This is a genomic window from Janthinobacterium sp. TPC_1 (genome assembly GCF_056037845.1).
In genome coordinates this window covers 4,248,328-4,273,731 of sequence record NZ_CP195157.1, presented here as the reverse complement: position 1 = coordinate 4,273,731, position 25,404 = coordinate 4,248,328, and the positions used below count along the sequence as shown (strand labels likewise).

Sequence of the window (25,404 nt, the reverse complement as noted above, 5' to 3'; positions counted from 1 at the left end):
GACAATTAAATGATGCGATCAAGGGGGAGAACGCTGGCTGGTTGCGGCGTCTCAGTCTCAGTAACTGGCGTTCAGGCTGAAGCCGGCCGTATGGCTGGCCGTGCGAAACAGCTCAGGTTTGCGCACGGGCCAGCCGACAAAGGCGTCGTACTGCACCCCCAGCCACTGGCCGCGCAAGCCTACGAAGCCGCCCGTCAGGCGCCGCGCGATCAGCCATTCGGCGGACGGTCCCGATACTTCGCCGTGGTCCAGGCCCGCATACGCTTCCTGGCCGCTGTTGCCCAGCGGCACGCCGAATTCGTTGCGCAGCAGCCAGCCCCGTTCGGCCGAGAGGCTGCTTTCGCCGTCATAGCCGCGCACCGTGTAACGTCCGCCGATGGCGAAGCGATCCTGCGGCACCAGTGGCGTGCGGTTATGCTGCATGCGCCAGCTGCCCGCGTAGCGCAGCGGCTGGCCGGCCAGCGTGAACGGCGCCGACACGGCCGCGTCGGCCAAGATGAGCTTGAAACGCGACGTGCCTTCGCCAAACGCTTCCTCGGGCGCGGCCATCGCATCCATCGCGCCCGTGCCGCGCCGGTATTGCAGATTCAGGTCCAGGGTTGCCTGGCCCATGAATTCACGGTGGCCAAGACCCAGCTCCCAGCCGGCCATGCGGCGGCGCTGCACTTCCACTTCCGTGTCGTCGATGAAGTTTTGCGCGGCGCGCTGCCAGCCGCGCAGGGATAGCGTCGTCTTGCGCGAGGCGTCGCGGTACACCAGGCGCGACAACTTGACTTCGCGATTCTGGCTGGCGCCGCTGTAGTTGTAGTCCTGGCTGATGCCAGCCACGGACTGGTGGTAATGGCTGTCGCTGACCGTAAAGGCCAGCAGCCAGTAGGCGTAGGGAATCGAATAGTGGGCCACCATGCCGCCCGTGCCGCGCGGACCGTTGCGGTTGCCGTCGACGTTCTGGTTCAGGCTCAGGTAAAACAGGTCGTTCAGGGTCAGCCAGTGGTCATACGACAGGGTCACGCTGCCCTGCAGCTTGCCGGTCGAGCGCGAGCCGCCATCGTCGAGGCCCAGCGCCAGGCGGAACGGCAAACCCTGCTTCCACTGGATCTGCAGGTCGCTCTCGCCCGGCTTCGCATTGCCGCCCTCGGCCGGCATGATCTGGATATCGGCCTCAGCCGTCGGCACGCGCTTGAAGTTTTCCAGCGCCTGCTCCGTATCGCGCACATTGAGCAAGTCGCCCGGCCGCGCCGGCACGGCATTCCACCACGTGGCGCGGGGATTCGTGCCGGGCGCAAAGCCGATCTGGCGGATGCGCCCCGGTATCAGCGTCAATGCCAGCGTGCCACGGCTCAGGTCCTGCGGCTCGGCCAGCACGCGCGTGGTGACATAGCCGCGCGCGATGATGGCGTTCTGCATGCGGCCCATCAGTACATTGATGGCCTGCGTGCCCAGGCAGCGCCCCAGCGGCGAGTCCGGCGCTCCCAGGTCGTCACGCGCGGCGGCGGCCAGCGCCCACTGGAACTGGGCGGCGTCCTCGCCCCGCAATTGCAGATGATCGATGGTAAAGCACGGCGATTCGCCTGCGGGCAGGCGGTTGGCGGAGGCGGCCGCGGGCGCCTCGAGCAGGCGCACGTCGGGCGTGCGTTCCTGCTGCTGGCGCAGGAGGCGCTCGCGTTCTTGCTGGCGTATCAATTCTTGGCTGGCATCGTCGCGCTGGCCGAGGCCAGGCGTAGTGGGAAGGGGCGGCGCGATTTCGGGACGGGTCTGCGCGGACACGGCGGCACACAAGGTGCTGCTAAACAAAAATACACCGCACCATGGCGTCAAGCGCAGGTGCATAGTTGCCTCAAATAATTATTTACGTAAGGAAATTATAAAATAACTATTTCTATATGGCAACTATATTTATTTCTTGAGAACTTTTCCTCTTTGCTAACTGCCTTTTAACTATCGAATTACCACTAGTAAACAAGCTTACCGCGTCATGGCAAGAAATCAGATAATCGCATCCACAACAGGTGCCATAAAAAAAGCCCTGTAAAAACAGGGCTTTCGCTTACTCAGTCATTTCGACATGCAAAATTTCCAAAGGGAAATTTATTCCCACTCGATGGTCGCTGGCGGCTTGCCCGAGATATCGTAGACGACGCGGTTGATGCCGCGCACTTCGTTGATGATGCGGTTCGACACCTTGCCCAGCAGACTGTGCGGCAGGTGTGCCCAGTGGGCCGTCATGAAGTCTTGCGTCTGCACGGCGCGCAGGGCCACCACGTATTCGTAGGTGCGGCCGTCGCCCATCACGCCCACCGATTTGACGGGCAGGAACACGGCGAAAGCCTGGCTCGTCGCTTCGTACCAGTTGGTTGGCACGCTATCCTGGTCGAAACCAGGAACCACGACTGGTTCATACGGCGTGTTGCGCAGTTCTTCGATGAAGATGGCGTCGGCGCGGCGCAGCAGGTCGGCGTAGTCCTTCTTGACTTCGCCGAGGATGCGCACGCCCAGGCCCGGGCCCGGGAACGGGTGGCGGTAGACCATGTCATGCGGCAAGCCCAGGGCCACGCCCAGTTTGCGCACTTCGTCCTTGAACAGTTCGCGCAAAGGTTCCAGCAACTTGAGCTTCATGGTATCCGGCAAGCCGCCCACGTTGTGGTGGCTCTTGATGGTCTGGCCCTTTTTACCTTTGCCGGCCGATTCGATGACGTCCGGGTAAATCGTGCCTTGCGCCAGCCATTTGGCGTTGACCAGCTTGCCCGATTCGACCTGGAAGACTTCGACGAATTCGCGGCCGATGATCTTGCGCTTCTGCTCAGGATCGGTGACGCCGGCCAGGTGGCCCATGAACTGGTCTTCCGCATCGACGCGGATGACTTTCACGCCCAGGTTCTTGGCGAACATGTCCATCACCATCTTGCCTTCGTCCAGACGCAGCAGGCCGTGGTCGACGAAGACGCAGGTCAGCTGGTCGCCGATGGCGCGGTGGATCAGGGCAGCAGCCACGGACGAATCGACGCCGCCGGACAAGCCCAGGATGACGTCATCAGTGCCCACTTGCGCGCGGATTTTTTCCACCGCTTCGCTAATGTAGTCGGGCATGTTCCAGTCCGATTTACAGCCGCAGATTTCATGCACGAAACGGCCGATCATGGCCTTGCCCTGCACCGTGTGCGTCACTTCCGGGTGGAATTGCACACCGTAGAACTGGCGCTCTTCGTCAGCCATGGCGGCAATCGGGCAGCTCGGGGTGTTGCCCATCAGCTTGAAGCCTGGCGGCATTTCCAGCACCTTGTCGCCGTGGCTCATCCACACCTTCAGCATGCCGTGGCCTTCGTCGGTGACGAAGTCGGCAATACCGTTGAGCAACTTGGTGTGGCTGCGGGCGCGCACTTCGGCGTAGCCGAATTCGCGTACCAGGCCGTTTTCCACCTTGCCGCCCAGCTGGGCCGCCATGGTTTGCATGCCGTAGCAGATGCCCAGCACGGGCACGCCCAGCTCGAACACGGCTTGCGGTGCGCGCGGCGAGTCGCCGTCCAGCGTGGAATTGTGGCTGCCCGACAAGATCACGCCGGCGGCGCCATAGTTGCGCACGAATTCGTCGCTGACGTCATACGGGAAGACTTCGGAAAACACGCCGGAGTCGCGCACGCGGCGGGCGATCAACTGGGTGACTTGGGAACCGAAATCGAGAATGAGGATTTTAGAATGCATGATGGGGACTTTATCTGAGGTCATTACAAAACCGGCGCACTAGGCGCCGGTCTGGTCTGTCGCTACCACAATAGCGTAGCTGGAAAACTGTTCAGGGCAAGGCGCAGTGCCGAAGACAGTACGAATAGTACGGCGAGGCACTGGAACGCAGTCATGGACAGTTTCTCCAGTACGCTTACTCTGAACGGTAGTTAGGGGCTTCTTTCGTGATCTGCACATCATGGACATGCGACTCGCGCATGCCGGCCGAGGTGATTTCCACGAATTCCGCTTTTTCGCGCAGTTCGTCGATGGTGGCGCAACCGCAGTAACCCATCGATTGACGCACGCCGCCCACCAGCTGGAAGATGATCGCCAGCACGCTGCCCTTGTAGGCGACACGGCCTTCAATACCTTCAGGCACGAACTTGTCGGCCTTCATGGTGGCGTCCTGGAAATAGCGGTCAGCCGAACCGTCGGACATCGCGCCCAGCGAACCCATGCCGCGGTACGACTTGTAGCTGCGGCCCTGGTACAGGATCACTTCGCCTGGCGCTTCTTCCGTACCGGCAAACATCGAACCCATCATGACGGTCGAGGCGCCAGCGGCCAGCGCTTTCGAGATATCGCCCGAGAAGCGGATACCGCCGTCGGCGATACATGGCACGCCCGTGCCTTCCAGTGCTTCGGCCACGTTCGAGATGGCCGTGATTTGCGGCACGCCCACACCGGCGACGATACGCGTGGTGCAGATGGAGCCAGGACCGATACCGACCTTGACCGCATCGGCGCCGTATTCCACCAGCGCCTTGGCGGCAGCGGCGGTAGCGATGTTGCCGCCGATCACTTCCACTTGCGGATACTTGGTCTTGATCCAGCGTACGCGGTCGAGGATGCCTTGCGAGTGGCCGTGGGCCGTGTCGACCACCAGCACGTCGACGCCGGCGGCGACCAGCAGGTCGATGCGCTCTTCATCCTTGGCACCCACGCCGACGGCAGCGCCGACCAGCAGTTTGCCCTGGCTGTCTTTCGACGCGAACGGGTGGGAAGTCGACTTCTGGATATCCTTGACGGTGATCAGGCCGCGCAATTCGAATGCGTCGTTGACGACCAGCACGCGCTCGAGGCGGTGCTTGTTCATCAGGCGCTTGGCTTCGGCCGTATCGGCGTCTTCCTTGACGACCACCAGCTTTTCGCGCGGGGTCATCTTGGCGGACGCTTCCGCGTCGAGTTCCTGTTCAAAGCGCAAGTCGCGGTTGGTGATGATGCCAACGACTTCCTTGCCCTTGACAACCGGGAAACCGCTGATGCCGTATTGTTCCGTCAGCGCGATCACGTCGCGGATCTTCATGTCCGGCGGAATCGTGATCGGATCGCGCAGTACGCCTGCTTCGAAACGCTTTACGCGGGCCACTCACACGTGCCTGGTCTTTCGGATTCAAATTCTTGTGGATAATGCCGATGCCGCCTTCCTGGGCCATCGCGATCGCGAGGCGGGCTTCCGTCACCGTATCCATGGCTGCGGACAGCAAGGGAATATTCAGGGTGATATTGCGGGTCAGGCGAGTTTTAAGGGACGTATCGGCGGGCAGAACGTTGGAGTAGGCTGGGACGAGCAGCACGTCATCGAATGTGAGTGCTTTTTGAAGTAGACGCATAGCATTTCCTATTGGCGCAAAAGCAGATTATACAGAAAAAAGTGCCCTCCGTCCTTGCAGCATAGAAAAGATATTTGAAAATAGCAAAAAATGGCGGCTGCCACGCAGCGGACGGGCTAGCACCGCCCTGCCCGCTCAGCCTTTGGCAGGCTTGCTGCCGGCGCGGCGCCGGCGCGCTTCTTTCGGGTCCGCCTGCAGGGGACGATACACCTCCACCCTGTCATGCTCGCGCAATACGGTATCCAAAGGCTTCTTCTTGCCATAGATGCCGACCATGTTGACGGCCAGGTCGATGTCGGGGATTTTCTGCAGCAAGCCGCTCAACACCACCGCCTGCCCGATGGTGGTGCCTGCAGGCACCTTCAATGCATGCAGAAAGCTGCTATCGGGCAAGGCGTGGCAAACCTGCACCTGAATATCGTCAGCCATACACCGTCTCCGCGCGCTTGCAGAAGGAATCGACCATGCTATTGGCGATCATGCCGAAGACAGGGCCGATGATCTGCTCCAGTACGCGGCTGGAAAACTCGTAATGCAGGTCCAGTTCGATCTTGCATGCATCTTCGCGCAGGGCCTTGAAGGTCCACACGCCGTCGAGGGTCTTGAAAGGACCGTCTACCAGCTTCATCTTGATGGAAGTCGGGGGCACGTTCTCGTTGGATGTGGTGAAGCTTTGGCGCACGCCGTGGTAATGTATGCCCACGCTGGCGACGACCGTGTTCTCGCCCCGCTCGCGAATCTCGACCGCACCGCACCAGGGCAGGAATTTGGGATAATCCTCCACCGCCGCCACCAGCGCGAACATTTGTTCGGCGCTATAGCCGAGAAAAACTGATTTATGTACTACTGCCATTGAAGAACCATTTGCTATGATGTTGGATACATTTGATTTTATCGCGCTTGCGCGAGACAGTAGTTTAACCGACCCGCGCACATTTACCATCTCATGACCATAGCAGACAACAGAAAAGCCTTCCACGACTACTTTATCGAGGATCGCTACGAAGCGGGCATCGTGCTGGAAGGCTGGGAAGTCAAAGCCATCCGCGACGCCCGCGTACAAATCAAGGAAGCCTACGTCGTCGTCCGCGGCGATGAACTCTTCCTGTTCGGTGCGCATATCAGCGCCCTGCCGACCGCCTCTACCCACATTCATCCGGAAGCCGTACGCACGCGCAAGCTGCTGCTGCACCGTGCGGAAATGGATAAACTGATCGGCAAGGTGGAACGCTCCGGCTATACGCTGGTACCGCTCAACCTGCATTACAAGGGCGGCCGCGTGAAATGCGAAATCGGCCTGGCCAAGGGCAAGAAACAGCACGACAAGCGGGCTGCCGAACGTGACCGCGATGGTGCACGGGAAGTGCAGGCAGCAATGAAGTCGCACCGCCGCTGATCCGCCACCGCGCGCAGCAGGCTGCGTTCACACAAATAGGCCCGGCTATATGCCGGGTTTTATTTTGCCACCATCTACGGCAAACGGAAAAAAGCGCGGCGCAGCAGAACTAAAACAGGGATGAAATGAGATAAGGCGGGAAAAAAGACTGGCATTTAGAAAAATACCATGGAGATAAGCAGCAGAGAGACAAACAGGCCTGCCTGGCCAACGACGATAAATCAAGAAAGTTCCGGATGCTTGCATGCTGCCTTGTACTCCACCTGCCACTCCACAGGACAAGCATCCGAATGAACGGTTTGTTAAACCTTCAGCAGATCACGCGACTTGCCCGAATCGGTCCACTCTTTGACCCATTTCGGTTGACGGCCACGGCCAGTCCATTGCTGCGTCGCGTCATCCGGATTGCGATAGCGTACCGCGACCGTGCCGGTTTTAGCGCGGATACCCGTACCAACCAGATCTTTTACGGAAACGCCGACGCTCTGGGCGATTGCCAGGATTTGCTCGCGCGCTTTGGACAGATCGTCCTGTTCGCGCTTCTTCATTTGCTTCTTGATGTCGTCCTGCAAGGTACGCAGTTCGGACAGGGATAAGCTGGACAGATCCATGATATTTCCTTGTGTGAGTTGAAAAATATAACTGAACAGTTAAATTCTATCCAATTGTAACGCGACTGAGGTGATTTTTCTTGAGATTTGATTGTTTTTTACAATTCTTTCACCAAAAAACCTCGACTTCCCTGGCTTTCAAGCGCTGCAAGTCTTCAATCCCGGGAACAGCCATCACGCATGGACAGTCTGCGCAGTCGCCTCCGCTTTGTACGCCTGCGATTCGATACAGCGCCATCGGCAGTATTTATTTTGCAGTACTTTCTGTTTCATTGCAATTTATAGTAATTACAAATAGCAATTCAAAATATACATGGGAGCAATACTATCGGCAATTGCGCATCATCTACCCAGACACCACCCATGTATCCGTTACGGATTTCGGCGCAATCATCGCCACGCATGCGCGGCAGATTTTACTTCAATTAAAAAGATAAGCGGCGCACGCCAGCATATAATCCCGAAAGTGCGCACAGCATAGCATAAAGAAAAGATTTTCAACGCGAATGATTCAAACACAGATACTCCAGCCCTGCTCTCACCATATATTCCAGTAGCACAAATGAAAACTGCCCGCGAAACGGCGGGCAGTATTGACGACAAACTTGCTATGAGTTTGCTATTCACCGGGCAAGCCAGGCAATCAGGGAATAGCCACGCCGCCTTTCGGCTTCTGCGTTTTCACCACCTGCATCGCCGTGGCGATCAAACTGCTCATATCGCCCAGATTGGCTGGCACGATAATCGAGTTATTTGTTTTCGCCAATTGCGCGAACGCGCCCACATACTGCTCGGCCACCTTCAGATTGACGGCATCTTCACCGCCTGGCTCGCGTATGGCCGCACCCACCTGGCGCAGCGCTTCCGCACTGGCCTGCGCCAACGCGACGATGGCCGTCGCCTGGCCTTCGGCGCGGTTGATCGACGCCTGCTTTTCGCCTTCGGAGCGGGCAATGGCCGCTTCGCGCTCGCCGCTGGCGATATTGATCTGCTCTTGCTTGCGCCCTTCCGAAGCAGCAATCAGGGCGCGCTTCTCGCGCTCAGCCGTAATCTGCGCCTGCATCGCATGCAGGATTTCCTTCGGCGGCGTCAAATCCTTGATTTCATAACGTAATACCTTGACACCCCAATTCGCCGCCGATTCATCAATGGCATTCACGATGGCCGTATTGATATGGTCGCGCTCTTCAAATGTCTTGTCGAGTTCCATTTTCCCGATCACCGAACGCAGGGTCGTTTGCGCCAGTTGCGTAATGGCGGCGATATAATTCGACGAGCCATACGAAGCACGCATGGCATCGGTAATCTGGAAATACAGAATGCCGTCGACCTGCAATTGGGTGTTATCACGCGTAATGCACACCTGCGGCGGCACGTCGAGCGGAATTTCCTTGAGTACGTGCTTGTAGGCGATGCGGTCGACAAACGGCACGACGATATTCAAGCCGGGACCCAATACGGCATGGAATTTACCCAGGCGTTCAACCACCCAGGCATGCTGCTGCGGCACCACATTGACCGTCTTGAAGACAAATACCAATGCCAGCAATAACAAGATAAGCGACACGCTTCCGATGTTTACTTCCATAATCTACTCTCCAGGTTATCCAACAATCAAACGGCTGCCGCGCACGGCACGTATGGTGTAATGACCGGCCTGCGTATCGCTGCCGGGTATCAATTCCACATCCCACAAGGCGCCGCGATACATGACGCGCGCCACGCCATCGACCCAATGCGCCACGGCCACGGCCACGCTTTGGCCGATATCGAGATTCACATTCGGATCCTGGGCCGCATCGCGCCGCGACGCCTTGCCAAAACGGCTGCGCCGCAATAACAAGGTGGCCGCCACGCCGACAATTGCCGCCGTCACGGCCTGCCAGCTGCCATTACCGCCCGCCAGCGCCACCAATCCGCCAGCGCCGACCCCGATGGCGATCATCAGCAGATAAAAGGTGCCCGTGAACAATTCCAGGATCAATACCACACCTGCCGCCACAAACCAGCCCACCCATTCAGCCATGATGCCTCCATCCATTTGAATCCAAAAAATAAAAAACCCCGCGGCCTATATAAGCGACGGGGTTTGATGCGCAATACTGCCTGATATTATTCTTGCCATACACCTATATACAAGCAGTCTAACGCAATTCCGGATGACGTCAATAGCCGGGGGCGAATTAGCGCCACCGGACCAGCCAATTATTCCTCCAGCAGGCTGCGCAGCATCCACGCCGTCTTTTCATGTAAATCCAGGCGCTGCGTGATCAGGTCGGCCGTCGGCTGGTCATTGGCTTTTTCCAGCAATGGGAACAGGCGGCGCGCCGTGCGAGCGGTCGCTTCCTGTGCCGCCACCAGATGGCTGACCATATCCAGCGCCGGCGGCACGCCGTCGATTTCCTTGATCGAGGCCAGCTTGACGAATTCCTTGTAGGTACCAGGCGCCGGATAGCCAAGGGCGCGGATACGCTCGGCGATCAGGTCCAGCGCGCCCCATTGTTCCGTGTACTGCGTCATGAACATCAGGTGCAGGGTGTTGAACATCGGCCCCTTCACGTTCCAGTGGAAATTGTGGGTCATCAAGTACAAGGTGTAGCTGTCGGCCAGCAGGCCGGACAGGCCTTCCGCGATCTTCGCGCGGTCCGCCTCGGAAATGCCGATATCGATCTTTGCAGCCTTGCTCGGTTTCTTGCTTGCCATGAGAACTCCCGTTTCAATGTATTGGTGGAATCATTTTAGCTGATCTGGCGCAAGCCCATCAAATACTGCCGTGCGCAGCATGGCAGGCATAAAAAAACCCGCTGCCAGGTCAGTGGCAGCGGGTTTTCAAGGGGCAATAAAGATGCTTACGCTTTCAGCGCAGCCAGCTTTTGCCAGGTATCGATCACCGAGTCAGGATTCAGGGACATCGATTCAATGCCCTGCTCCATCAGCCAGACGGCGAAGTCCGGATGGTCGGAAGGACCCTGGCCGCAAATGCCGATGTACTTGCCGCGTGCCAGGCAAGCCTTGATGGCCAGGGCCAGCAGGGCTTTCACGGCAGGATCGCGCTCGTCGAAGTCGGCGGCCAGCAATTCCATGCCGGAATCGCGGTCCAGGCCCAGGGTCAGCTGGGTCAGGTCGTTCGAACCGATCGAGAAACCGTCGAAATGGTCGAGGAACTGGTCGGCCAGGATGGCGTTCGACGGCACTTCGCACATCATGATGACGCGCAAGTCGTTCTCGCCGCGCGCTTCAGGCCGTTTTTCGCCAGCAAGTCGATGACTTTCTCGGCCTGGCCCAGGGTGCGCACGAATGGCACCATGATTTCCACGTTCGTCAGGCCCATGTCATTGCGCACGCGCTTCATCGCTTCGCATTCCATGTTGAATGCTTCGGAGAAGTCAGCCGACAGGTAGCGCGCCGCGCCACGGAAGCCCAGCATCGGGTTTTCCTCGTCCGGCTCGTAGCGCGAACCGCCGATCAGCTTCTTGTACTCGTTCGACTTGAAGTCGGACAGGCGCACGATGACTTTTTTCGGCCAGAACGCGGCGGCGATGGTAGCGATACCTTCGGCCAGCTTGTCGATATAGAACGCTTTTGGCGAAGCGTGGCCGCGCGCCACGGATTCCACGGCCTTTTTCAGGTCGGCATCGATGTTCGGATATTCCAGGATCGCGCGCGGATGCACACCAATATTGTTATTGATGATGAATTCCAGGCGCGCCAGGCCCACGCCGGCATTCGGCACGGACTGGAAGTCGAACGCCAGCTGCGGATTGCCCACGTTGAGCATGATCTTGGTATCGAGCTTCGGCAATTCGCCGCGCGATACTTCCGACACTTCCGTTTCCAGCAGACCGTCGTAAATCTTGCCTTCGTCGCCTTCCGAGCACACGACGGTGACGAAGGTGCCGTCTTTCAGCACGTCGGTCGCGTCGCCGCAGCCGACGACGGCCGGCACGCCGAGTTCACGGGCGATAATTGCTGCGTGGCAAGTACGACCGCCACGGTTGGTGACGATGGCCGAAGCGCGCTTCATGACCGGTTCCCAGTTCGGGTCCGTCATGTCGGCAACGAGCACGTCGCCTGGCTGCACGCGCTCCATGTCGGCCGGGTCGTGGATCACGCGCACGGGGCCGGCGCCGATCTTCTGGCCGATGGCGCGGCCGGACGTCAGCACGGTGCCGGTGCTCTTCAGCTTGAAGCGTTCCTGCACGTCGGTCGCCTTTTGCTGCGACTTGACGGTTTCAGGACGCGCCTGCAGGATGTACAGCTTGCCGTCGCGGCCATCCTTGCCCCACTCGATGTCCATCGGACGGCCGTAGTGGTTTTCGATGATGACGGCGTATTTCGCCAGTTCCACCACTTCGCTGTCGTTCAGCGAGTAGCGGTTGCGCATTTCGACGGGCACGTCGACGGTTTTCACGGAACGGCCAGCTTTCGCTTCGTTCGTAAATTCCATCTTCAGCAGCTTCGAACCGATATTGCGGCGGATCACGGGCGACTTGCCTTTTTCCAGCATCGGCTTGTGCACATAGAATTCGTCGGGGTTGACGGCACCCTGCACCACGGTTTCGCCCAGGCCATAGCTGGAGGTGACGAACACCACGTCCTTGAAACCCGATTCCGTGTCGATGGTGAACATCACGCCGGCCGCGCCCAGGTCGGAACGCACCATGCGCTGCACGCCGGCCGACAAGGCCACTTCAGCGTGCGTAAAGCCCTTGTGCACGCGGTAGGAGATGGCGCGGTCGTTGTACAGCGAGGCGAATACCTGCTTCATGGCTTCAAGCACGTTGTCGATGCCGACCACGTTCAGGAAGGTTTCTTGCTGGCCAGCAAAAGAAGCATCCGGCAAGTCTTCCGCCGTCGCCGAGGAACGCACGGCAAACGACATTTCCGTGTCGGAATCGGCTACCAGCTTGGCGTAGAACTGGTCGATTTCAGCGGCCAGGCGTGGCTGGAACGGCGTTTCCACGATCCATTGACGGATCTCGGCGCCGGCTTGCGCCAGCGCGCGCACGTCATCGATGTTCAGCCCTTCGAGGCGCTGGGCGATGCGTTCGGCCAGCGGCAAGCCGCCGTTGGCGCTATACGAGAGGAAATCGCGGAATGCCTGCGCCGTGGTGGCAAAGCCACCGGGCACGCGCACGCCGGCTTCCGCCAGCTGGCTGATCATTTCGCCCAGGGAGGCGTTCTTTCCGCCGACGGATTCGACATCCGTCATGCGCAAATGCTCGAACGAGGCAACATACACCGCGTCCTTGTCTTCCTGCTGTTGCGATACTGCGTTGGTCATAATGACACCCTTACTGATGATAGAAATCTTTACGCGCGGCGCACGGACAGTCTTCTTGTTATTCTTGGCGTCGTGCAGCACAATCATACCGTTACAGCCATTTTACCTTGTGCGGCGCAAATTGACGACGCACAATCTTGATCCGAAAACCCATGACACAAGAACTACGCCCCCCTCTGCCCTCCGCGGCCCGCACCGTTTTCTTTGTTTCCGACGGCACCGGCATCACCGCCGAGACCTTCGGCCATTCGGTGCTGACGCAGTTCGACCTGCGCTTCCGCCAGATCCGCCTGCCCTTCATCGACACCATGGACAAGGCCTACGAGGCGGCGCGCAAGATCAACGAAGCCTTCACCGCCGACGGCCAGCGCCCGATCATTTTCTCCACCCTGGTGAAAAACGACCTGTCGGCCGTGATCCGCAAGTCGAGCGGCATGCACATGGACCTGATCCAGACCTTCGTCGCCCCGCTGGAGCAGGAATTGGGCGTGATGTCGACCCACACCATCGGGCGCTCGCACAACATCGTCGACAGCGAGGAATACAAGAACCGCATCGAGGCGATCAACTATTCGCTGGCGCACGACGATGGCCAGTCGCACAAGAACCTGTCCTCGGCCGATGTCATTCTGGTGGGTGTTTCGCGCTCTGGCAAGACCCCGACCAGCCTGTATCTGGCCATGCAATACGGTATCAAGGCGGCCAATTATCCGCTGATTCCCGACGATTTCGAGCGCGACAAGCTGCCATCGGCCCTGCTGGAATTTAAGAATAAAATTTTCGGATTGAGCATTACGCCCGAACGTTTGTCGGAAATACGCAACGAAAGACGCGCTGGAAGCAAGTATGCGGCCATCGAAAATTGCCGTTACGAGGTCAACGAAGCGGAAAAGATGATGAAACGCGAAGGCATACGCTGGCTGTCGTCGACCACCAAGTCGATCGAAGAGATCTCCACGACGATCCTGCAAGAGATCAAGCCGAACCGCCGCGAGTACTAGAACGCCTGACCAAACCTGCTGCGCGTCGGTTTTGTCAGGTGTTCGTTTCTCTCGAAAGCACCGTCAGCGCCGCCACCAGTTGATCGAGTTCAGCAGTGGTGGTGGTGACGGCCACCGTGGCGCGCACAACGTCCATGTCGCCGATATTGCGCTGCACGGTAAAAACCCCGAAACGGTGCAGCAAGGCCTGCTGCAGCACGCGCGCCGCCATGCCATCGACGGCAAAGGCGACCAGCGCCGTGCCACGCAGCGCATCGAGCGGCGACAGAATGCGCACGCCGGGCAGCCGCGCCACCCGTTCGATCCAGTAATTGCGCAGCCAGGCCAGGCGTTCCCTCTTGGCTGGCGTGCCGCCCAGGTGTTCATGGAAGTCGAGCGCGGCGGGTGCGGCCAGGATGGCGCCGATCGGCGGCATGCCCATGTGCAGGCGGCTGCGGATATCGTCAAGCGGATAATCGTCGTCGCCAAAATGCGGCTCGATCTTGTGCAACTGCGATGCGCGGATATACACGACACCGAGTCCCGCCGGCGCCCCCAGCCATTTGTGCAGATTGAAACCGGCGAAATCGACGCCCATGGCCTGCACGTCCACGTCGACCTGCCCCAGCGCATGGGCGCTGTCGAGCAATACGTCGATGCCGTGTTCGCGCGCCAGCGCCATGATAGCCTTTACTGGCAGTTGCTGGCCGTTGGCCGGCGTCACCTGCGACAGCAGCAGCAATCTGGGCTTGACGGCCTGGCGCATGGCTTGCGCGTAACGGGCGATGATTTCGTCATCGCCGATGGGCAGGCCCAATGTGACTTGCGTGCTGGTGACGCCACGGCGCTGCGCCAGCCAGCGCATGGCCGTACGCATGGCCGGATAGTCGAGATTACTCCACAGCACCGTATCGCCTGGCGCCAGGCCATGGTATTGCGTAATCAGCACCTGCATGGACTCGGTGCCGCTGCGGGTCAGCAGGATCTCATGCGGCTCTGCATGGATCAGCGCGGCGACGCGCTGGCGCAGCATATCCACATGCGTGCGCGTAAACTCGCCGCGCACGAAGGGACTCAGCTGCTCGTTGGTGTAGCGCACGGCCTGCTCGAAGGCCGCTTGCACGGGCGCGGCCATGGCGCCGAAATAGCCGTGTTCGAGATTGACGATGGCGTCCGGCGGCGCGGGATAAAACGCGGCCACCTGGCGCCACCAGGCCTCGTCACGAGCCGCACCGTCGGCAAGCACAGGCAAAGACATGGCGACCCGGTTCAGGACTGGCCCTGGCGCAGCTGCTCGAAGAAGCAGACGGCGGCGCAGGCAGCCACGTTCAGCGATTCGATCTGGCCCAGGTGGGGAATGACCACCTGGTGCGTCGCCATCGACAATAAATCATCGGCGACGCCCTGCCCTTCATGGCCGAACAGCCAGGCGACGGGCTGGCGCAGGTCGACGTCGTACAGGCGCTGCGTGGCGTAGCCGCTGGTGGCGAGGGTCGCCACCTGGGCGCTCGATACGAGCGCCGCCAGGTCGACGTTTTCAAAGATGTCGAGCACGAAGTGCGCGCCCATCGCCGCACGCAGCACCTTGGGCGACCAGCAGAAGGCCGTGCCGGCGCTGCAGTACACCTGCGTGATGCCGGCTGCGGCCGCGCTGCGCAAGATGGAACCCACATTGCCCGGGTCTTGCAGGTTATCGAGCAGCACGGCCGACACGCTCAGCGGCTGCGTGACGGCCCGTTCCGGCGTTTCGATGAGGAACATCACGCCTACGCCGTGCTCGACCTGGCTCACCGCGTGGTACAGCGCGTCGGGCAAGCCCAATACGTGTGCGCGCTGGCTTTCCAGCTGGCCGACGATCTCCATCACTTCCGGATTGCGCAAGGCGCTTTCGCTGACGATGCACTGCTCCGGCATGCCGCGCAGCTGCAGGTAGGATTGGCACAGGTGCACGCCGTCGAGCAGGGTGCGGCCCGACTTGCGACGCGCCTGCGAACTGCCCGCCAGCTTCAGCAGCTCCTTGTATTGCGCATTGTCGCGCGAGGTAATCGTCTTCATGCCGCCACCTCTTGTCCACCGAACAGGGCGATCACGTTGCGCACGGGCGCGAACGAGCGGCGGTGCACGGGCGAGGCGCCGTGCAGATGCAGACGCTCCAGGTGCAATTTCGTGCCATAGCCCTTGTGCTGGTCAAAGCAGTACTCGGGATAGGCCGCATGCAGGTGCACGAGGGCCGCGTCGCGCGCCGTCTTGGCCAGGATCGAGGCGGCGGAAATCGAATCGACCTTGTCGTCGCCACCGATGATGGCCATGCCGCGTATCGGCATCACGGGACAGCGGTTGCCATCGATCAGGGCCAGGGTCGGCACGGTGGCCAAAGCCTCGACGGCGCGGCGCATGGCAAGCATCGACGCCTGCAGGATGTTCAGTCGGTCGATTTCCTCTTCCGACGCTTCGGCGATGGCCCAGGCCAGGGCCTTGGCCTTGATCTGCGGCGCCAGCAGGTCGCGTTTGGCTTCGGTGAGCTTTTTCGAGTCGCGCAAGCCGTCGATGGGCTGGTTCGGGTCGAGGATCACGGCGGCGGCAAACACGGGACCGGCCAGCGGACCGCGCCCTGCCTCGTCGACGCCGCAGATGATTTCATCGAGCGAGAATGGCAAGTCGTCAAACAGGCCGGGATAGATATTTTTCACGTTGAATCTTTGGTTGGTACTGCGGTTGAAGCGGTGATCGGGCGTTACTTGCGGTTGGCGGCGATGACCTGCATGACGGCGTTGGCGCTTTCGCGCGCGCTGTCGCGCAGCAGGCTGTGGTGCATGTCCGTGAAGCGCTGCACCAGGCGCAAGCGGCCAGGCACATCGCTCAGCTGCTGCCACATGGCCTCGGCCAGCGCTTGCGGGCTGGCCGCGTTCTGCAGCAGCTCGGGCACCAGGTAATCGCGCGCCAGGATGTTCGGCAAACCAATCCACGGCTGGTAGCCCATGTGGCGCATGATTTCCCACGACGCGCGCATCATCTTGTAGGCGATGACCATGGGCTTCTTGTACAGCGCCACTTCCAGCGAGGCCGTGCCGGAGGCCACCAATACCGCATCGGCGGCGCAGATGGCCGTGTGCGAGCCGCCATCGGTGAGCAGTATCTCGACGTCCTGCAAGCCCGCCTCACGGATCAGCTGCAGGAAGTACTGGCGCTGCTTTTCGCCGGCCATGGGCGCGACAAAACGCAAGGAGCGGTCGCGCGCCAGCAGCAGCTTGCAGGCGCTGACAAACGCCACCGCATTGTATTTGAGTTCGCCCATGCGGCTGCCCGGCATCAGGGTCACGACATTCGCGTCCTGCGGCAAGCCCAGGGCGCGCGCGCGCGCCGCTTCGTCGGGCTGCAGCGGGATCATCTCGGCCAGCGGATGGCCGACATAGGTAACTGGCACCCCCGCCTTGCGGTAGATTTCTTCCTCGAACGGGAAGATCACCAGCATGTGCGAGACGGCCTTGATGATTTTTTTCTTGATGCGTCCACCGCGCCAGGCCCAGATCTGCGGCCCGATGTAGTGCACGGTGGGAATGCCGCCTTCCTTGAGCTGCTGCTCGAGGCCTAGGTTAAAGCCCGGATAATCGGCGCCGATGAAGACGGCGGGCCGCTCCGCCAGCAGCTGGTCGCGCAGCGCGTTCTGGATGCCCTTGATTTCGCGGTAGCGGGGAATGATCTCGAACAGGCCGCGCACCGTCAGCTTGTCGAGCGGCCAGTCGGACACAAAGCCCTGCTGGGCCATGTGCTCGCCGCCGATGCCGTGGAAGCGGGCACCGGGCAGCTGCGGCACCAGGCCGGACAGCAGGCGGCTGGCCAGCAGGTCGCCCGACACCTCGCCGGCGACGATGGCGACCGACAGGCTGCTGGCCTGGTCAGCGGACGATGCCACGCGACGCGACGCCAAGGAATTCGCGCATGGCGCGAATGTGTTGCGCCACCTCGGGCGACGACGCCGCTTCTTCTTCGAACAGGGCCGCCTTGGATTCTTCCAGGGTCAGTCCCGAGCGGTAGATGAGCTTATACGCGGCGCGGATGCCGTTGATCTGCTCGCGCGTAAAGCCGCGGCGTTTCAAGCCTTCGATATTGACGCCATGCGCCTGCGCCGGATTGCCGTTCAGGAGCACGAACGGCGGCACGTCCTGCGTCAGGCTGGTGCTCATGCCGACAAAGGCGTGCGCGCCGATCTTGCAGAACTGGTGCACGTTGGCGAAACCGCTCATGATGACCCAGTCGCCGATTTCCACGTGGCCCGCCAGCTGGGCGTTGTTCGAAAAAATCGTGTTGTTGCCCACCAGGCAGTCGTGCGCCAAGTGCACATATGCCGAAATCCAGTTGTCGTTGCCCAGGCGCGTCACGCCGCCACCCTGCACGGTGCCCGTGTTGAAGGTGCAGAATTCGCGGATGGTGTTGCGGTCGCCGATTTCCAGGCGCGTCGCCTCGCCTGCCCATTTTTTATCCTGCGGCTGCGCGCCGATGGAGGAAAACTGGAACAGGTGGTTGTCGCTGCCGATCGTCGTGTGACCGTCGATCACCACGTGCGGGCCGACCCTGGTGCCGGCGCCGATGCGCACGTGCGGACCGATGATGGTGTACGGACCCACCTCGACCGAGCTGTCGAGCTCGGCCTTCGGGTCGATCACTGCGGTAGAGTGGATGGCCGCCATGTTACTGCCCCGCTGGCTGGCTCGCAGACTGGCTCGCATCCTGCGCGCTGCGGATGGTGCACATCAGTTCCGCTTCCAGCGCGACCTTGCCGTCGACCGTACCGACAGCCTTGTATTTCCAGATGCCGCGCGAGACGCGCAGGATTTCGACGTCCATCTTCAGCTGGTCGCCCGGTTCGACAGGACGCTTGAAGCGCGCATTGTCGATGCCGACAAAGTACACCACCGAATTCTCGTCCGGTTTCACGCCCATCGACAGGAACGACAGCAGGGCCGCCGTTTGCGCCAGCGCTTCGATCATCAGCACGCCTGGCATGACCGGTTTGTGCGGGAAATGGCCCTGGAAGAACTCTTCGTTGACCGTCACGTTCTTGATGGCGGTGATGGTTTTGTTCGCTTCCCAGTCCAGCACGCGGTCAACCAGCAGCAGCGGGTAGCGGTGCGGCAGCAGCGATTTGATGGCCAGGATGTCGAGGGTCTTTTTTTCAGTAGTCATTTTTCGTCTTGCGTGGTCAGTGTTTTAATTGTTTTTTCAAGCGCGCGGATCTTCTCGCGCATGCTTGACAGGTTGCGCACGATGGCGGCGCTCTTTTCCCAGTCGGCGTTCTTGGCCAGCGGATAAAAACCCGTGTACTGGCCCGGTTCGGCGATCGAACGCGACACCATGCTGCCCGAGCCCACGTGAACGCGGTCGGCAATGGTCAGGTGGCCCAGCACCATGGCGGCGCCCCCAAAGGTGCAGTACTTGCCGATGATGGCGCTGCCGGCCACGCCGACGCAGCCGGCCATGGCCGTGTGCGCGCCAATGTGGCAGTTGTGGCCGATCTGGATCTGGTTATCGAGCTTGACGCCGTCTTCGATGATGGTGTCGGCCAGCGCGCCACGGTCGATGGTGGTGTTGGCGCCGATATCGACATCGTCGCCGATCACCACCCTGCCCGTCTGCGGTATCTTGATGTACACGCCGCCTTCGTTGGCGAAGCCGAATCCGTCGGTGCCGATCACGGCGCCCGAATGGATGATGCCGCGCTGGCCGATCACGCAGCGCGCGTGGAAGGTCACGTTGGCGAACAGCTGGGTGCCAGCGCCGATGACGGCGTCGCGGCCAATCACGCAGCCAGCGCCGATCACGCATGCAGGGCCAATCACGGCGCCCGCCTCGATCACGGCGCGCGGGCCGACCGATGCGGTCGGATCAACCTGCGCACTGGCGTCGACAAAGGCGCCCGGATGAATGCCAGCCGGCGCCTTGATCTCGTGCAGGGCGGCGAAATACTGCGCCGCGCGCGCGAAATACACATAGGGATTCGGTGTGACGATGCGCGCGCCGGCGTATTCAACGCCGATCAGCGCGTCGTCGCCCGGCGTGAGGATCAGCGCCGCTGCGCCGCTTTGCGCCGCCTGTGCGCGGAATTTGCTATTGCTGAGAAAGCTGATGTGCGAAGCGCCGGCGTCGGCCAGCGGTGCGATCCCTGTGACTTCCAGGTTGGGATCGCCCGCTAATTGACCACCGAAGCGTTCGACCAATTCTCCTAGTCGAGTGCCCATCTATTTACCTCTATTCTAATGTTACTTGTCCAGCGCCTTCAGGACCTTGTCGGTGATGTCGATGCGCGGGCTGGCCCACAGGGCTTCCTGCAGCACGATGTCATATCCTTCGATATGCGCCATCTGCTGGATGATGGTATTGGCTTTTTCCGCGATGGCGCTGCGCTCTTCGTTCGTGCGCTGGCTCAGGTCTTCGCGGAACTCGCGCTGGCGACGCTGCAGTTCCTTGTCCAGCTCGAAAAACTCGCGCTGGCGCTTGGCCCGCTCCGGCTCGCTCAAGGTCGGCATGTCCTTTTCCAGGGCTTCATTGGCGACCTTGAAGCGGGCCGCCAGTTCCTGCACGGCTTTTTCGCGCGAGCGGAACTCTTCGGCCAGCTTGGCGCTGGCCAGCTTGGCCAGCCTCGATTCGTTATAAATACGTTCGCTGCTGATCCAGGCGATCTTCGACTCCTGAGCCTGCGCCTGCACCGGCAACAGCGAACTCCAGCACAATGCAATCATGGCAAGGGACTTGGGCAGGGTGGCGGATGCGGTGTTCATGATACTCCATGGTCAAAAAGTAAAAGCTGTCGCCCCGATTCAGATGGCCGGTCAGAAACCGGTGCCCATCTGGAACTGGAAGCGCTCCAGGCGGTCCGTCGGCTTGGCGTTCAGCGGTTTGGCATAGCTCAGCTTGAGCGGGCCCACTGGTGAAATCCAGCTGATGCCCAAGCCAGCAGAATAGCGCAATTGCGAGAGCCGCATTTTTTCGCCTTCCTGGTAGACCTGGCCGCCGTCGAGGAAACCGAACCAGCGCAAGCTGCGGTCATTGCCCGAACCGGGGAATGGCATCTGCAGTTCCGCGTTACCGATCAGGCGCGAGGCGCCGCCCAAGGCATCGTTGGTGCTCGGTTCGACCGCGCCCAGCGAGGAACTCAGGTAGCCGCGCACCGAACCGATGCCACCGCCGTAGAAGTTCTTGAAGACCGGATACACGTGCTTGCCGATGCCGTGGCCGTAATCGAGCTCGCCCTTCAGCGCCAGGGTGACCTTGCTGAACAGCGGACGGAAATACTGGTGCTCATAGATGGCACGGAAGTATTTCTGGTCGCCGATCAGGTCAGCCTCCAGGTTGACGCGCTGGTAGCGGCCGATCGATGGCGTCAGGGCGCTGTCGCGGCTGTCGCGCTGCCATGCCGCCGTCAGCGGGATGGAATTCGTGGTGGCCGAACCGATACCGTCGGACGGGCCGCCGTTGTCGACCACATACTGCTTGAAGCGAATCGGCTGGTGATGTCGGTTTCGATACGCGAGCGCTCGGCGCCGATGCCGAAGAAGACAGTGTCGACTTCCGAGAACGGCACGCCGAAACTGACGCGGCCACCAGTCTGCTTGATCTTGTAGCTGCCGATATTCAGCGCCGGCGGTTCCGTCGTGCGCAGGTAGACTTCGAAGCTGCGCGAAATGCCATCGTCCGTAAAATACGGATTGGTTTGCGAAAACGCAATCGTGCGGCTGTAATGGCTGGTATTGAGTTCGATGCCGACCGTGTTGCCGCTGCCGGCAAAGTTGGCTTGCGAAATCGACGCCGACAGGGTGAATTTTTCCGATTGCGAGAAGGCGCCGCCGATCAGGAAGTTACCCGTTGGTTTTTCCACCACCGTCACGTTGACGTCGACCTGGTCGGTCGTGCCCTGCGCTTCCGGGGTATCGATGGTGACGTCCTTGAAGTAGCCGAGGCGGTCGACACGGTCGCGCGACAGCTTGATCTTGTTGCTGTCGTACCAGGATGATTCGAACTGGCGGAATTCGCGGCGGATGACTTCATCGCGCGTGGTGGTGTTGCCGGCGATATTCATGTGGCGCACGTACACGCGCTTGCCCGGATCGATGAAGAAGGTGAAACCGACTTCATGCTTTTCGCGGTTGATTTCCGGATTCGCATTGACGTTGGCAAAGGCATAACCAAAGGTAGCCAGGCGGTCCTGGATGCGCTTGTTCGTCGCCGTCAGGCGCGCGCCCGAGTAGATCTCGCCTTCGCGCATCAGGTTCAGCGCTTTGAGCTCCTCTTCGCGGCCGAACATTTCGCCTTCGAACTTGGTGCCGGCGATCTTGTACTTCTCGCCTTCGGTGATGTTAATCGTCAGGTAGATGTCTTTTTTATCGGGCGTGATCGACACTTGCGTGGAGTCGACCTGCATCTCGATATAGCCGCGGTCCAGATAGTAGGACTTGAGCGACTCGATGTCGCCCGTCAGCTTGGTTTTCGAATACTGGTCGGCCTTGGTGTACCAGCTGAACCAGCCGCCCGTGTTCAGGGCCAGCTGTTCGCGCAGTTCCTTGTCCGTGAAAGCCTTGTTGCCGACGATGTTGATCTGCTTGATGCGGGCCACGTCGCCCTCGTCGACGGCGAACACCACGTTGACGCGGTTGCGCTCGATCGGCGTGACGGTGGTAGTGATCTTCACGCCGTACAGGCCATGCGACAGGTACTGACGCTTGAGTTCCTGTTCCGCGCGGTCGACGGACGCCTTGTCGAAAATCTTGGCTTCACCGACGCCGATTTCCTTCAGGGCCTTGACCAGCACGTCTTTTTCAAATTCCTTGGTGCCCGTAAATTCCACGGCCGCGATGGCCGGGCGTTCCTCGACCAGCACCACCAGCACGTCGCCATCGACTTCCAGGCGCACGTCCTTGAAGAAACCCGTCGCATACAGGGCCTTGATGGCGGCGATACTCTTTTCGTCGGAGAACGTCTCGCCGACGCGCACCGGCAGATAGCTGAAAACAGTGCCCGCTTCAGTACGCTGGATCCCTTCGACCCGGATGTCCTTGACAGTGAATGGCTGGACGGCCAGCGCATGGCCGGCACAGAAGGCCATGACGGCGGCGCCGATCAGGCTGCGACGAAAGGAAGGCAAGGCAAAACGAGCAGAATGTAATTTCATTGGGGTTATTCAATGGGTAAATCAATGGACAACATACACAAAAGATTGCTTGTGCGACTCACGCAATGGCATCAACCACCGCCCTAATTCAGCAATCGCAACACGTCATTAAAGACGGCAAGCACCATCAAGGTCAGCAACAAACCGATCCCCAGGCGCTGGGCAATCTCGCCTACGCGCTCCGGCAAGGGGCGTCCGGTCAAAACTTCCAGCGAATAATACAGCAAATGCCCGCCATCCAGAACAGGAATGGGTAGCAAATTCATCACGCCCAGACTGATACTGATGAAGGCAATGAAGCTCAGATAGCTTACCAGACCGATGCGCGCCGTCTGGCCGCGTAATCGGCGATGGTAATGGGCCCCGTCACATTCTTCAGCGAGACCTGGCCGGTGATCATTTTACCCAGCATTTTCAGGCTCATGACACTGGTATCCCAGACCTTGGCGGACGCCTTGCCCACGGCGGCGAACGGTCCCGATGCCACGGTGATCATATCCGGCACCTGCCCCAGCTTTGCCTGGATCTTACCAACTGTTACAGCTCCCTCTGCCGTGCCAGCCTTGACAGCTTCCGGCGTAATGGACAGGGTCAGATCCTGCCCCTGTCGCAAAAGCTGCAACTGCAAGGTCCGGCCCGGCGCCTGGCTCAGGGTGGCGATGACGGCCGCCACGTCGTGCACGGGCTGCTCGTCGATGGCGAGGATCTGGTCGTTTTTCTGCAGGCCGGCGCGCGCGGCAGCGCCATCGGGCATGATTTCCATCAATGTGGGCGCGGAACGGGCCATAGTCAGGCCCAGCTTGCCCAGCACGTCGCCTTCCAGGTCCGTTTCCGTCAGGCTGGCCGTCCGTCGGCAAGGTCGCTTCCTGCTGGCCACGGTCGGGGCGGCGCACTTCGATGCGCGCCGGCTGCTTGTCGAGGGTAGCCTGGATCAGCTCCCAGCGCAGCTCGGACCAGCTGGCCACGGCCTTGCCATTCACCGACTCAACCGTATCGCCGCTGCGCAAGCCGGCCGCATAGGCGGCCGTCTGTTCGGCCACGGGACCGAGCTTGCTGGACGGCTCTTCGATGCCATGCATGAACAGGCCCGCATACAGCACGATGGCGACGAGGAAATTGGCCAGCGGGCCGGCGGCCACGATGGCGATGCGGCGCCACACGCTCTGGCGCGTGAATTCGCGGCGCAATTCGCTTTCCGGCAAGTCGCTGAGGTCTTGCGCGCGGCTGTCGAGCATGCTCACATAGCCGCCCAGCGGCAGCGCGGAAATCGCCCACTCCGTCTGATCCTTGCCAAACTTGCGCGAATACACCACTTTCCCCATGCCAATCGAGAAACGCAGCACTTTCACGCCGCACCAGCGCGCCACCAGATAGTGGCCCAGCTCGTGCAAGGTGATCAGCGAGCCCAGCGCGACGATAAACGCCAGCAAGGTGGTAATCAAGGTCATGCGGCCAGCCTGTGGGCGATGTACGCGTGCGCGGCCGCTCTGGCCAGCCGATCCTGCTCCATCACGGCCTCGATGCTGGAAGCGGCGCCATGCGGCACCGTCTCAATGACGTGGGCGATGACCCGGTCGATCTGGCGGAAGCCGATCTGTTCATCGAGAAACGCTTGCACGGCCACTTCATTGGCCGCGTTCAGCAGGGCCGGCGCCGTGCCGCCCGCGCGCAGGGCGTCGAAGGCCAGCGCCAGGCAAGGAAAACGGCGGAAGTCGGGACGTTCGAACTGCAAGGTGGCAACTTGTGCCAGGTCAAGCTGCGCTACGCCAGAATTGATACGCTGCGGATACGCCAGCGCATGCGCGATGGGCGTGCGCATGTCCGGATTGCCCAGCTGGGCCAGCACGGAACCGTCGATATACGACACCATCGAATGGATCACGCTTTGCGGGTGGATCAGCACCTCGATCTGGTCGGCAGGGGCGCCGAACAGCCAGTGCGCCTCGATCACCTCCAGGCCCTTGTTCATCATGGTGGCCGAATCGACGGAAATCTTGCGGCCCATGGCCCAGGTCGGATGCTTGCACGCCTGGTCCGGCGTCACGCTATCGAGCGTCTCGACGTCGCGCGTGAGGAAGGGGCCGCCGGACGCGGTGAGCACGATTTTCGCCACGCCCGCCGCGCCAGGCGCGCGGCCATGGGCGTGCGGCATGCATTGGAAGATGGCGTTGTGTTCGCTGTCGATCGGCAGCAGCACGGCACCATTGTCATGCACGGCATCGATGAACAGCTGGCCCGACATGACCAGCGCCTCTTTATTGGCCAGCAATACTTTCTTGCCAGCCCGTGCGGCCGCCAGGGTGGGCGCCAGGCCGGCGGCACACGACGATGGCCGCCATCACGCCCGTCACTTGCGGCGCGCTGGCGATGGCGCACAGGGCTTCCTCGCCATAATCGACTTGCGTATCGGCGCCCTGCCCGCGCAGCAAACGCGTCAGTTCAAGGGCGGCATCCGCCGTGCCGACGACGGCGCGTTGGGGACGGAACTGCAGGCACTGGGCGGCCAGTTCGGCCACACGGCTGTGGGCGCTCAGCGCATACACGCTGTATTGCTCAGGATGGCGCGCCAGCACGTCCAGGGTGGACACGCCGATCGAACCGGTCGCGCCAAGGATGGTGATGTATTGCATGAGT

At 60.7% G+C, this 25,404-nt stretch carries 18 protein-coding genes and 5 pseudogenes; 2 read left to right on the top strand and 21 right to left on the bottom strand.

The genetic code is table 11. The features are described 5' to 3' along the window. Positions 1–57 precede the first annotated feature (57 nt). The 5 genes and pseudogenes from ACQVLG_RS20960 to ACQVLG_RS20940 all read right to left on the bottom strand — a co-directional run bounded on the left by ACQVLG_RS20960 (position 58) and on the right by ACQVLG_RS20940 (position 6,189). Positions 58–1,830, bottom strand: a complete 1,773-nt coding sequence (locus ACQVLG_RS20960; protein ID WP_474290851.1) for a ShlB/FhaC/HecB family hemolysin secretion/activation protein — start codon at positions 1,828–1,830, stop codon at positions 58–60. 258 nt (positions 1,831–2,088) lie between these two features. Next, on the bottom strand, positions 2,089–3,699 hold the full coding sequence (guaA, locus tag ACQVLG_RS20955) for a glutamine-hydrolyzing GMP synthase (RefSeq protein ID WP_070288027.1): 1,611 nt from the start codon (positions 3,697–3,699) through the stop codon (positions 2,089–2,091). A 175-nt stretch (positions 3,700–3,874) separates the two neighbouring features. Continuing rightward, positions 3,875–5,336, bottom strand: a pseudogene (gene guaB / locus ACQVLG_RS20950) (IMP dehydrogenase). 135 nt (positions 5,337–5,471) lie between these two features. Next, positions 5,472–5,765, bottom strand: coding sequence for an RnfH family protein (locus ACQVLG_RS20945; protein WP_474290850.1), 294 nt, complete (start codon positions 5,763–5,765; stop codon positions 5,472–5,474). Further along, a complete protein-coding gene (locus ACQVLG_RS20940; RefSeq protein ID WP_035818194.1) occupies positions 5,758–6,189 on the bottom strand; it encodes a type II toxin-antitoxin system RatA family toxin in 432 nt (143 codons plus the stop codon). The genes ACQVLG_RS20945 and ACQVLG_RS20940 overlap by 8 nt, the downstream gene beginning before the upstream one ends. Positions 6,190–6,282: 93 nt before the next feature. Here ACQVLG_RS20940 and smpB point away from each other — a divergent pair, with 93 nt between their 5' ends. Then, on the top strand, positions 6,283–6,732 hold the full coding sequence (gene smpB / locus ACQVLG_RS20935; protein ID WP_034784131.1) for an SsrA-binding protein SmpB: 450 nt from the start codon (positions 6,283–6,285) through the stop codon (positions 6,730–6,732). 302 nt (positions 6,733–7,034) lie between these two features. On the opposite strand, the gene ACQVLG_RS20930 is transcribed toward smpB, so the two are convergent. The 5 genes and pseudogenes from ACQVLG_RS20930 to ppsA all read right to left on the bottom strand — a co-directional run bounded on the left by ACQVLG_RS20930 (position 7,035) and on the right by ppsA (position 12,627). Beyond that, a complete protein-coding gene (locus ACQVLG_RS20930) occupies positions 7,035–7,343 on the bottom strand; it encodes an H-NS histone family protein (protein WP_010397665.1) in 309 nt (102 codons plus the stop codon). 643 nt (positions 7,344–7,986) lie between these two features. Next, on the bottom strand, positions 7,987–8,931 hold the full coding sequence (locus ACQVLG_RS20925; RefSeq protein WP_230541981.1) for an SPFH domain-containing protein: 945 nt from the start codon (positions 8,929–8,931) through the stop codon (positions 7,987–7,989). A 15-nt stretch (positions 8,932–8,946) separates the two neighbouring features. Beyond that, a complete protein-coding gene (locus tag ACQVLG_RS20920) occupies positions 8,947–9,369 on the bottom strand; it encodes an NfeD family protein (RefSeq protein WP_474290849.1) in 423 nt (140 codons plus the stop codon). 179 nt (positions 9,370–9,548) lie between these two features. Continuing rightward, on the bottom strand, positions 9,549–10,046 hold the full coding sequence (locus tag ACQVLG_RS20915) for a Dps family protein (RefSeq protein ID WP_152255343.1): 498 nt from the start codon (positions 10,044–10,046) through the stop codon (positions 9,549–9,551). A gap of 146 nt (positions 10,047–10,192) precedes the next feature. Next, positions 10,193–12,627: pseudogene (ppsA, locus tag ACQVLG_RS20910) on the bottom strand (phosphoenolpyruvate synthase). A gap of 152 nt (positions 12,628–12,779) precedes the next feature. Between ppsA and ppsR the strand changes: the two are divergent. After that, a complete protein-coding gene (ppsR, locus tag ACQVLG_RS20905; RefSeq protein WP_230541979.1) occupies positions 12,780–13,628 on the top strand; it encodes a posphoenolpyruvate synthetase regulatory kinase/phosphorylase PpsR in 849 nt (282 codons plus the stop codon). 34 nt (positions 13,629–13,662) lie between these two features. On the opposite strand, the gene ACQVLG_RS20900 is transcribed toward ppsR, so the two are convergent. From ACQVLG_RS20900 to ispC, 11 genes and pseudogenes are all read right to left on the bottom strand, one after another. Then, positions 13,663–14,865 carry an aminotransferase class V-fold PLP-dependent enzyme gene (locus ACQVLG_RS20900; protein ID WP_474290848.1) on the bottom strand — a complete coding sequence of 401 codons (1,203 nt, stop codon included), beginning with the start codon at positions 14,863–14,865 and terminating at the stop codon, positions 13,663–13,665. Between the two features lie 11 nt (positions 14,866–14,876). After that, entirely contained in the window at positions 14,877–15,662 is a 786-nt protein-coding gene (locus ACQVLG_RS20895) for a TrmH family RNA methyltransferase (RefSeq protein WP_474290847.1), read from the bottom strand. Then, positions 15,659–16,297, bottom strand: a complete 639-nt coding sequence (rnhB, locus tag ACQVLG_RS20890) for a ribonuclease HII (RefSeq protein ID WP_230541976.1) — start codon at positions 16,295–16,297, stop codon at positions 15,659–15,661. Before rnhB ends, ACQVLG_RS20895 begins: the two co-directional genes overlap by 4 nt. A gap of 44 nt (positions 16,298–16,341) precedes the next feature. Further along, the gene (gene lpxB, locus ACQVLG_RS20885) at positions 16,342–17,520 is read right to left on the bottom strand and encodes a lipid-A-disaccharide synthase (RefSeq protein WP_474290846.1); all 1,179 of its coding nucleotides are present in this window, start codon (positions 17,518–17,520) and stop codon (positions 16,342–16,344) included. After that, a complete protein-coding gene (lpxA, locus tag ACQVLG_RS20880; protein ID WP_230541974.1) occupies positions 17,504–18,295 on the bottom strand; it encodes an acyl-ACP--UDP-N-acetylglucosamine O-acyltransferase in 792 nt (263 codons plus the stop codon). The genes lpxB and lpxA overlap by 17 nt, the downstream gene beginning before the upstream one ends. Before the next feature lies 1 nt (position 18,296). Then, positions 18,297–18,791, bottom strand: coding sequence for a 3-hydroxyacyl-ACP dehydratase FabZ (gene fabZ / locus ACQVLG_RS20875; RefSeq protein WP_035818168.1), 495 nt, complete (start codon positions 18,789–18,791; stop codon positions 18,297–18,299). Further along, positions 18,788–19,843: a UDP-3-O-(3-hydroxymyristoyl)glucosamine N-acyltransferase gene (gene lpxD, locus ACQVLG_RS20870; RefSeq protein WP_474290845.1), complete on the bottom strand. Its 1,056-nt coding sequence runs from the start codon at positions 19,841–19,843 to the stop codon at positions 18,788–18,790. Before lpxD ends, fabZ begins: the two co-directional genes overlap by 4 nt. Positions 19,844–19,864: 21 nt before the next feature. Further along, positions 19,865–20,383, bottom strand: a complete 519-nt coding sequence (locus ACQVLG_RS20865; protein ID WP_230541972.1) for an OmpH/Skp family outer membrane protein — start codon at positions 20,381–20,383, stop codon at positions 19,865–19,867. 51 nt (positions 20,384–20,434) lie between these two features. Next, positions 20,435–22,770 (bottom strand): annotated as a pseudogene (bamA, locus tag ACQVLG_RS20860) (outer membrane protein assembly factor BamA). Between the two features lie 83 nt (positions 22,771–22,853). After that, a pseudogene (rseP, locus tag ACQVLG_RS20855) lies at positions 22,854–24,218 on the bottom strand (RIP metalloprotease RseP). After that, positions 24,215–25,400 (bottom strand): annotated as a pseudogene (gene ispC, locus ACQVLG_RS20850) (1-deoxy-D-xylulose-5-phosphate reductoisomerase). Before ispC ends, rseP begins: the two co-directional pseudogenes overlap by 4 nt. Positions 25,401–25,404: the final 4 nt, after the last annotated feature.

Excerpts from the sequence above, each read along its gene's own strand:
- guaA (WP_070288027.1), bottom strand. The coding sequence starts at position 3,699 with ATGCATTCTAAAATCCTCATTCTCGATTTCGGTTCCCAAGTCACCCAG.
- fabZ (WP_035818168.1), bottom strand. The coding sequence starts at position 18,791 with ATGACTACTGAAAAAAAGACCCTCGACATCCTGGCCATCAAATCGCTG.
- ACQVLG_RS20925 (WP_230541981.1), bottom strand. The coding sequence starts at position 8,931 with ATGGAAGTAAACATCGGAAGCGTGTCGCTTATCTTGTTATTGCTGGCA.
- ACQVLG_RS20915 (WP_152255343.1), bottom strand. The coding sequence starts at position 10,046 with ATGGCAAGCAAGAAACCGAGCAAGGCTGCAAAGATCGATATCGGCATT.
- ACQVLG_RS20945 (WP_474290850.1), bottom strand. The coding sequence starts at position 5,765 with ATGGCTGACGATATTCAGGTGCAGGTTTGCCACGCCTTGCCCGATAGC.
- ACQVLG_RS20930 (WP_010397665.1), bottom strand. The coding sequence starts at position 7,343 with ATGGATCTGTCCAGCTTATCCCTGTCCGAACTGCGTACCTTGCAGGAC.
- ACQVLG_RS20940 (WP_035818194.1), bottom strand. The coding sequence starts at position 6,189 with ATGGCAGTAGTACATAAATCAGTTTTTCTCGGCTATAGCGCCGAACAA.
- lpxA (WP_230541974.1), bottom strand. The coding sequence starts at position 18,295 with ATGGCGGCCATCCACTCTACCGCAGTGATCGACCCGAAGGCCGAGCTC.
- ACQVLG_RS20900 (WP_474290848.1), bottom strand. The coding sequence starts at position 14,865 with ATGTCTTTGCCTGTGCTTGCCGACGGTGCGGCTCGTGACGAGGCCTGG.
- ACQVLG_RS20920 (WP_474290849.1), bottom strand. The coding sequence starts at position 9,369 with ATGGCTGAATGGGTGGGCTGGTTTGTGGCGGCAGGTGTGGTATTGATC.
- ACQVLG_RS20865 (WP_230541972.1), bottom strand. The coding sequence starts at position 20,383 with ATGAACACCGCATCCGCCACCCTGCCCAAGTCCCTTGCCATGATTGCA.
- ACQVLG_RS20960 (WP_474290851.1), bottom strand. The coding sequence starts at position 1,830 with ATGCACCTGCGCTTGACGCCATGGTGCGGTGTATTTTTGTTTAGCAGC.
- ppsR (WP_230541979.1), top strand. The coding sequence starts at position 12,780 with ATGACACAAGAACTACGCCCCCCTCTGCCCTCCGCGGCCCGCACCGTT.
- ACQVLG_RS20895 (WP_474290847.1), bottom strand. The coding sequence starts at position 15,662 with ATGAAGACGATTACCTCGCGCGACAATGCGCAATACAAGGAGCTGCTG.
- smpB (WP_034784131.1), top strand. The coding sequence starts at position 6,283 with ATGACCATAGCAGACAACAGAAAAGCCTTCCACGACTACTTTATCGAG.
- lpxD (WP_474290845.1), bottom strand. The coding sequence starts at position 19,843 with ATGGGCACTCGACTAGGAGAATTGGTCGAACGCTTCGGTGGTCAATTA.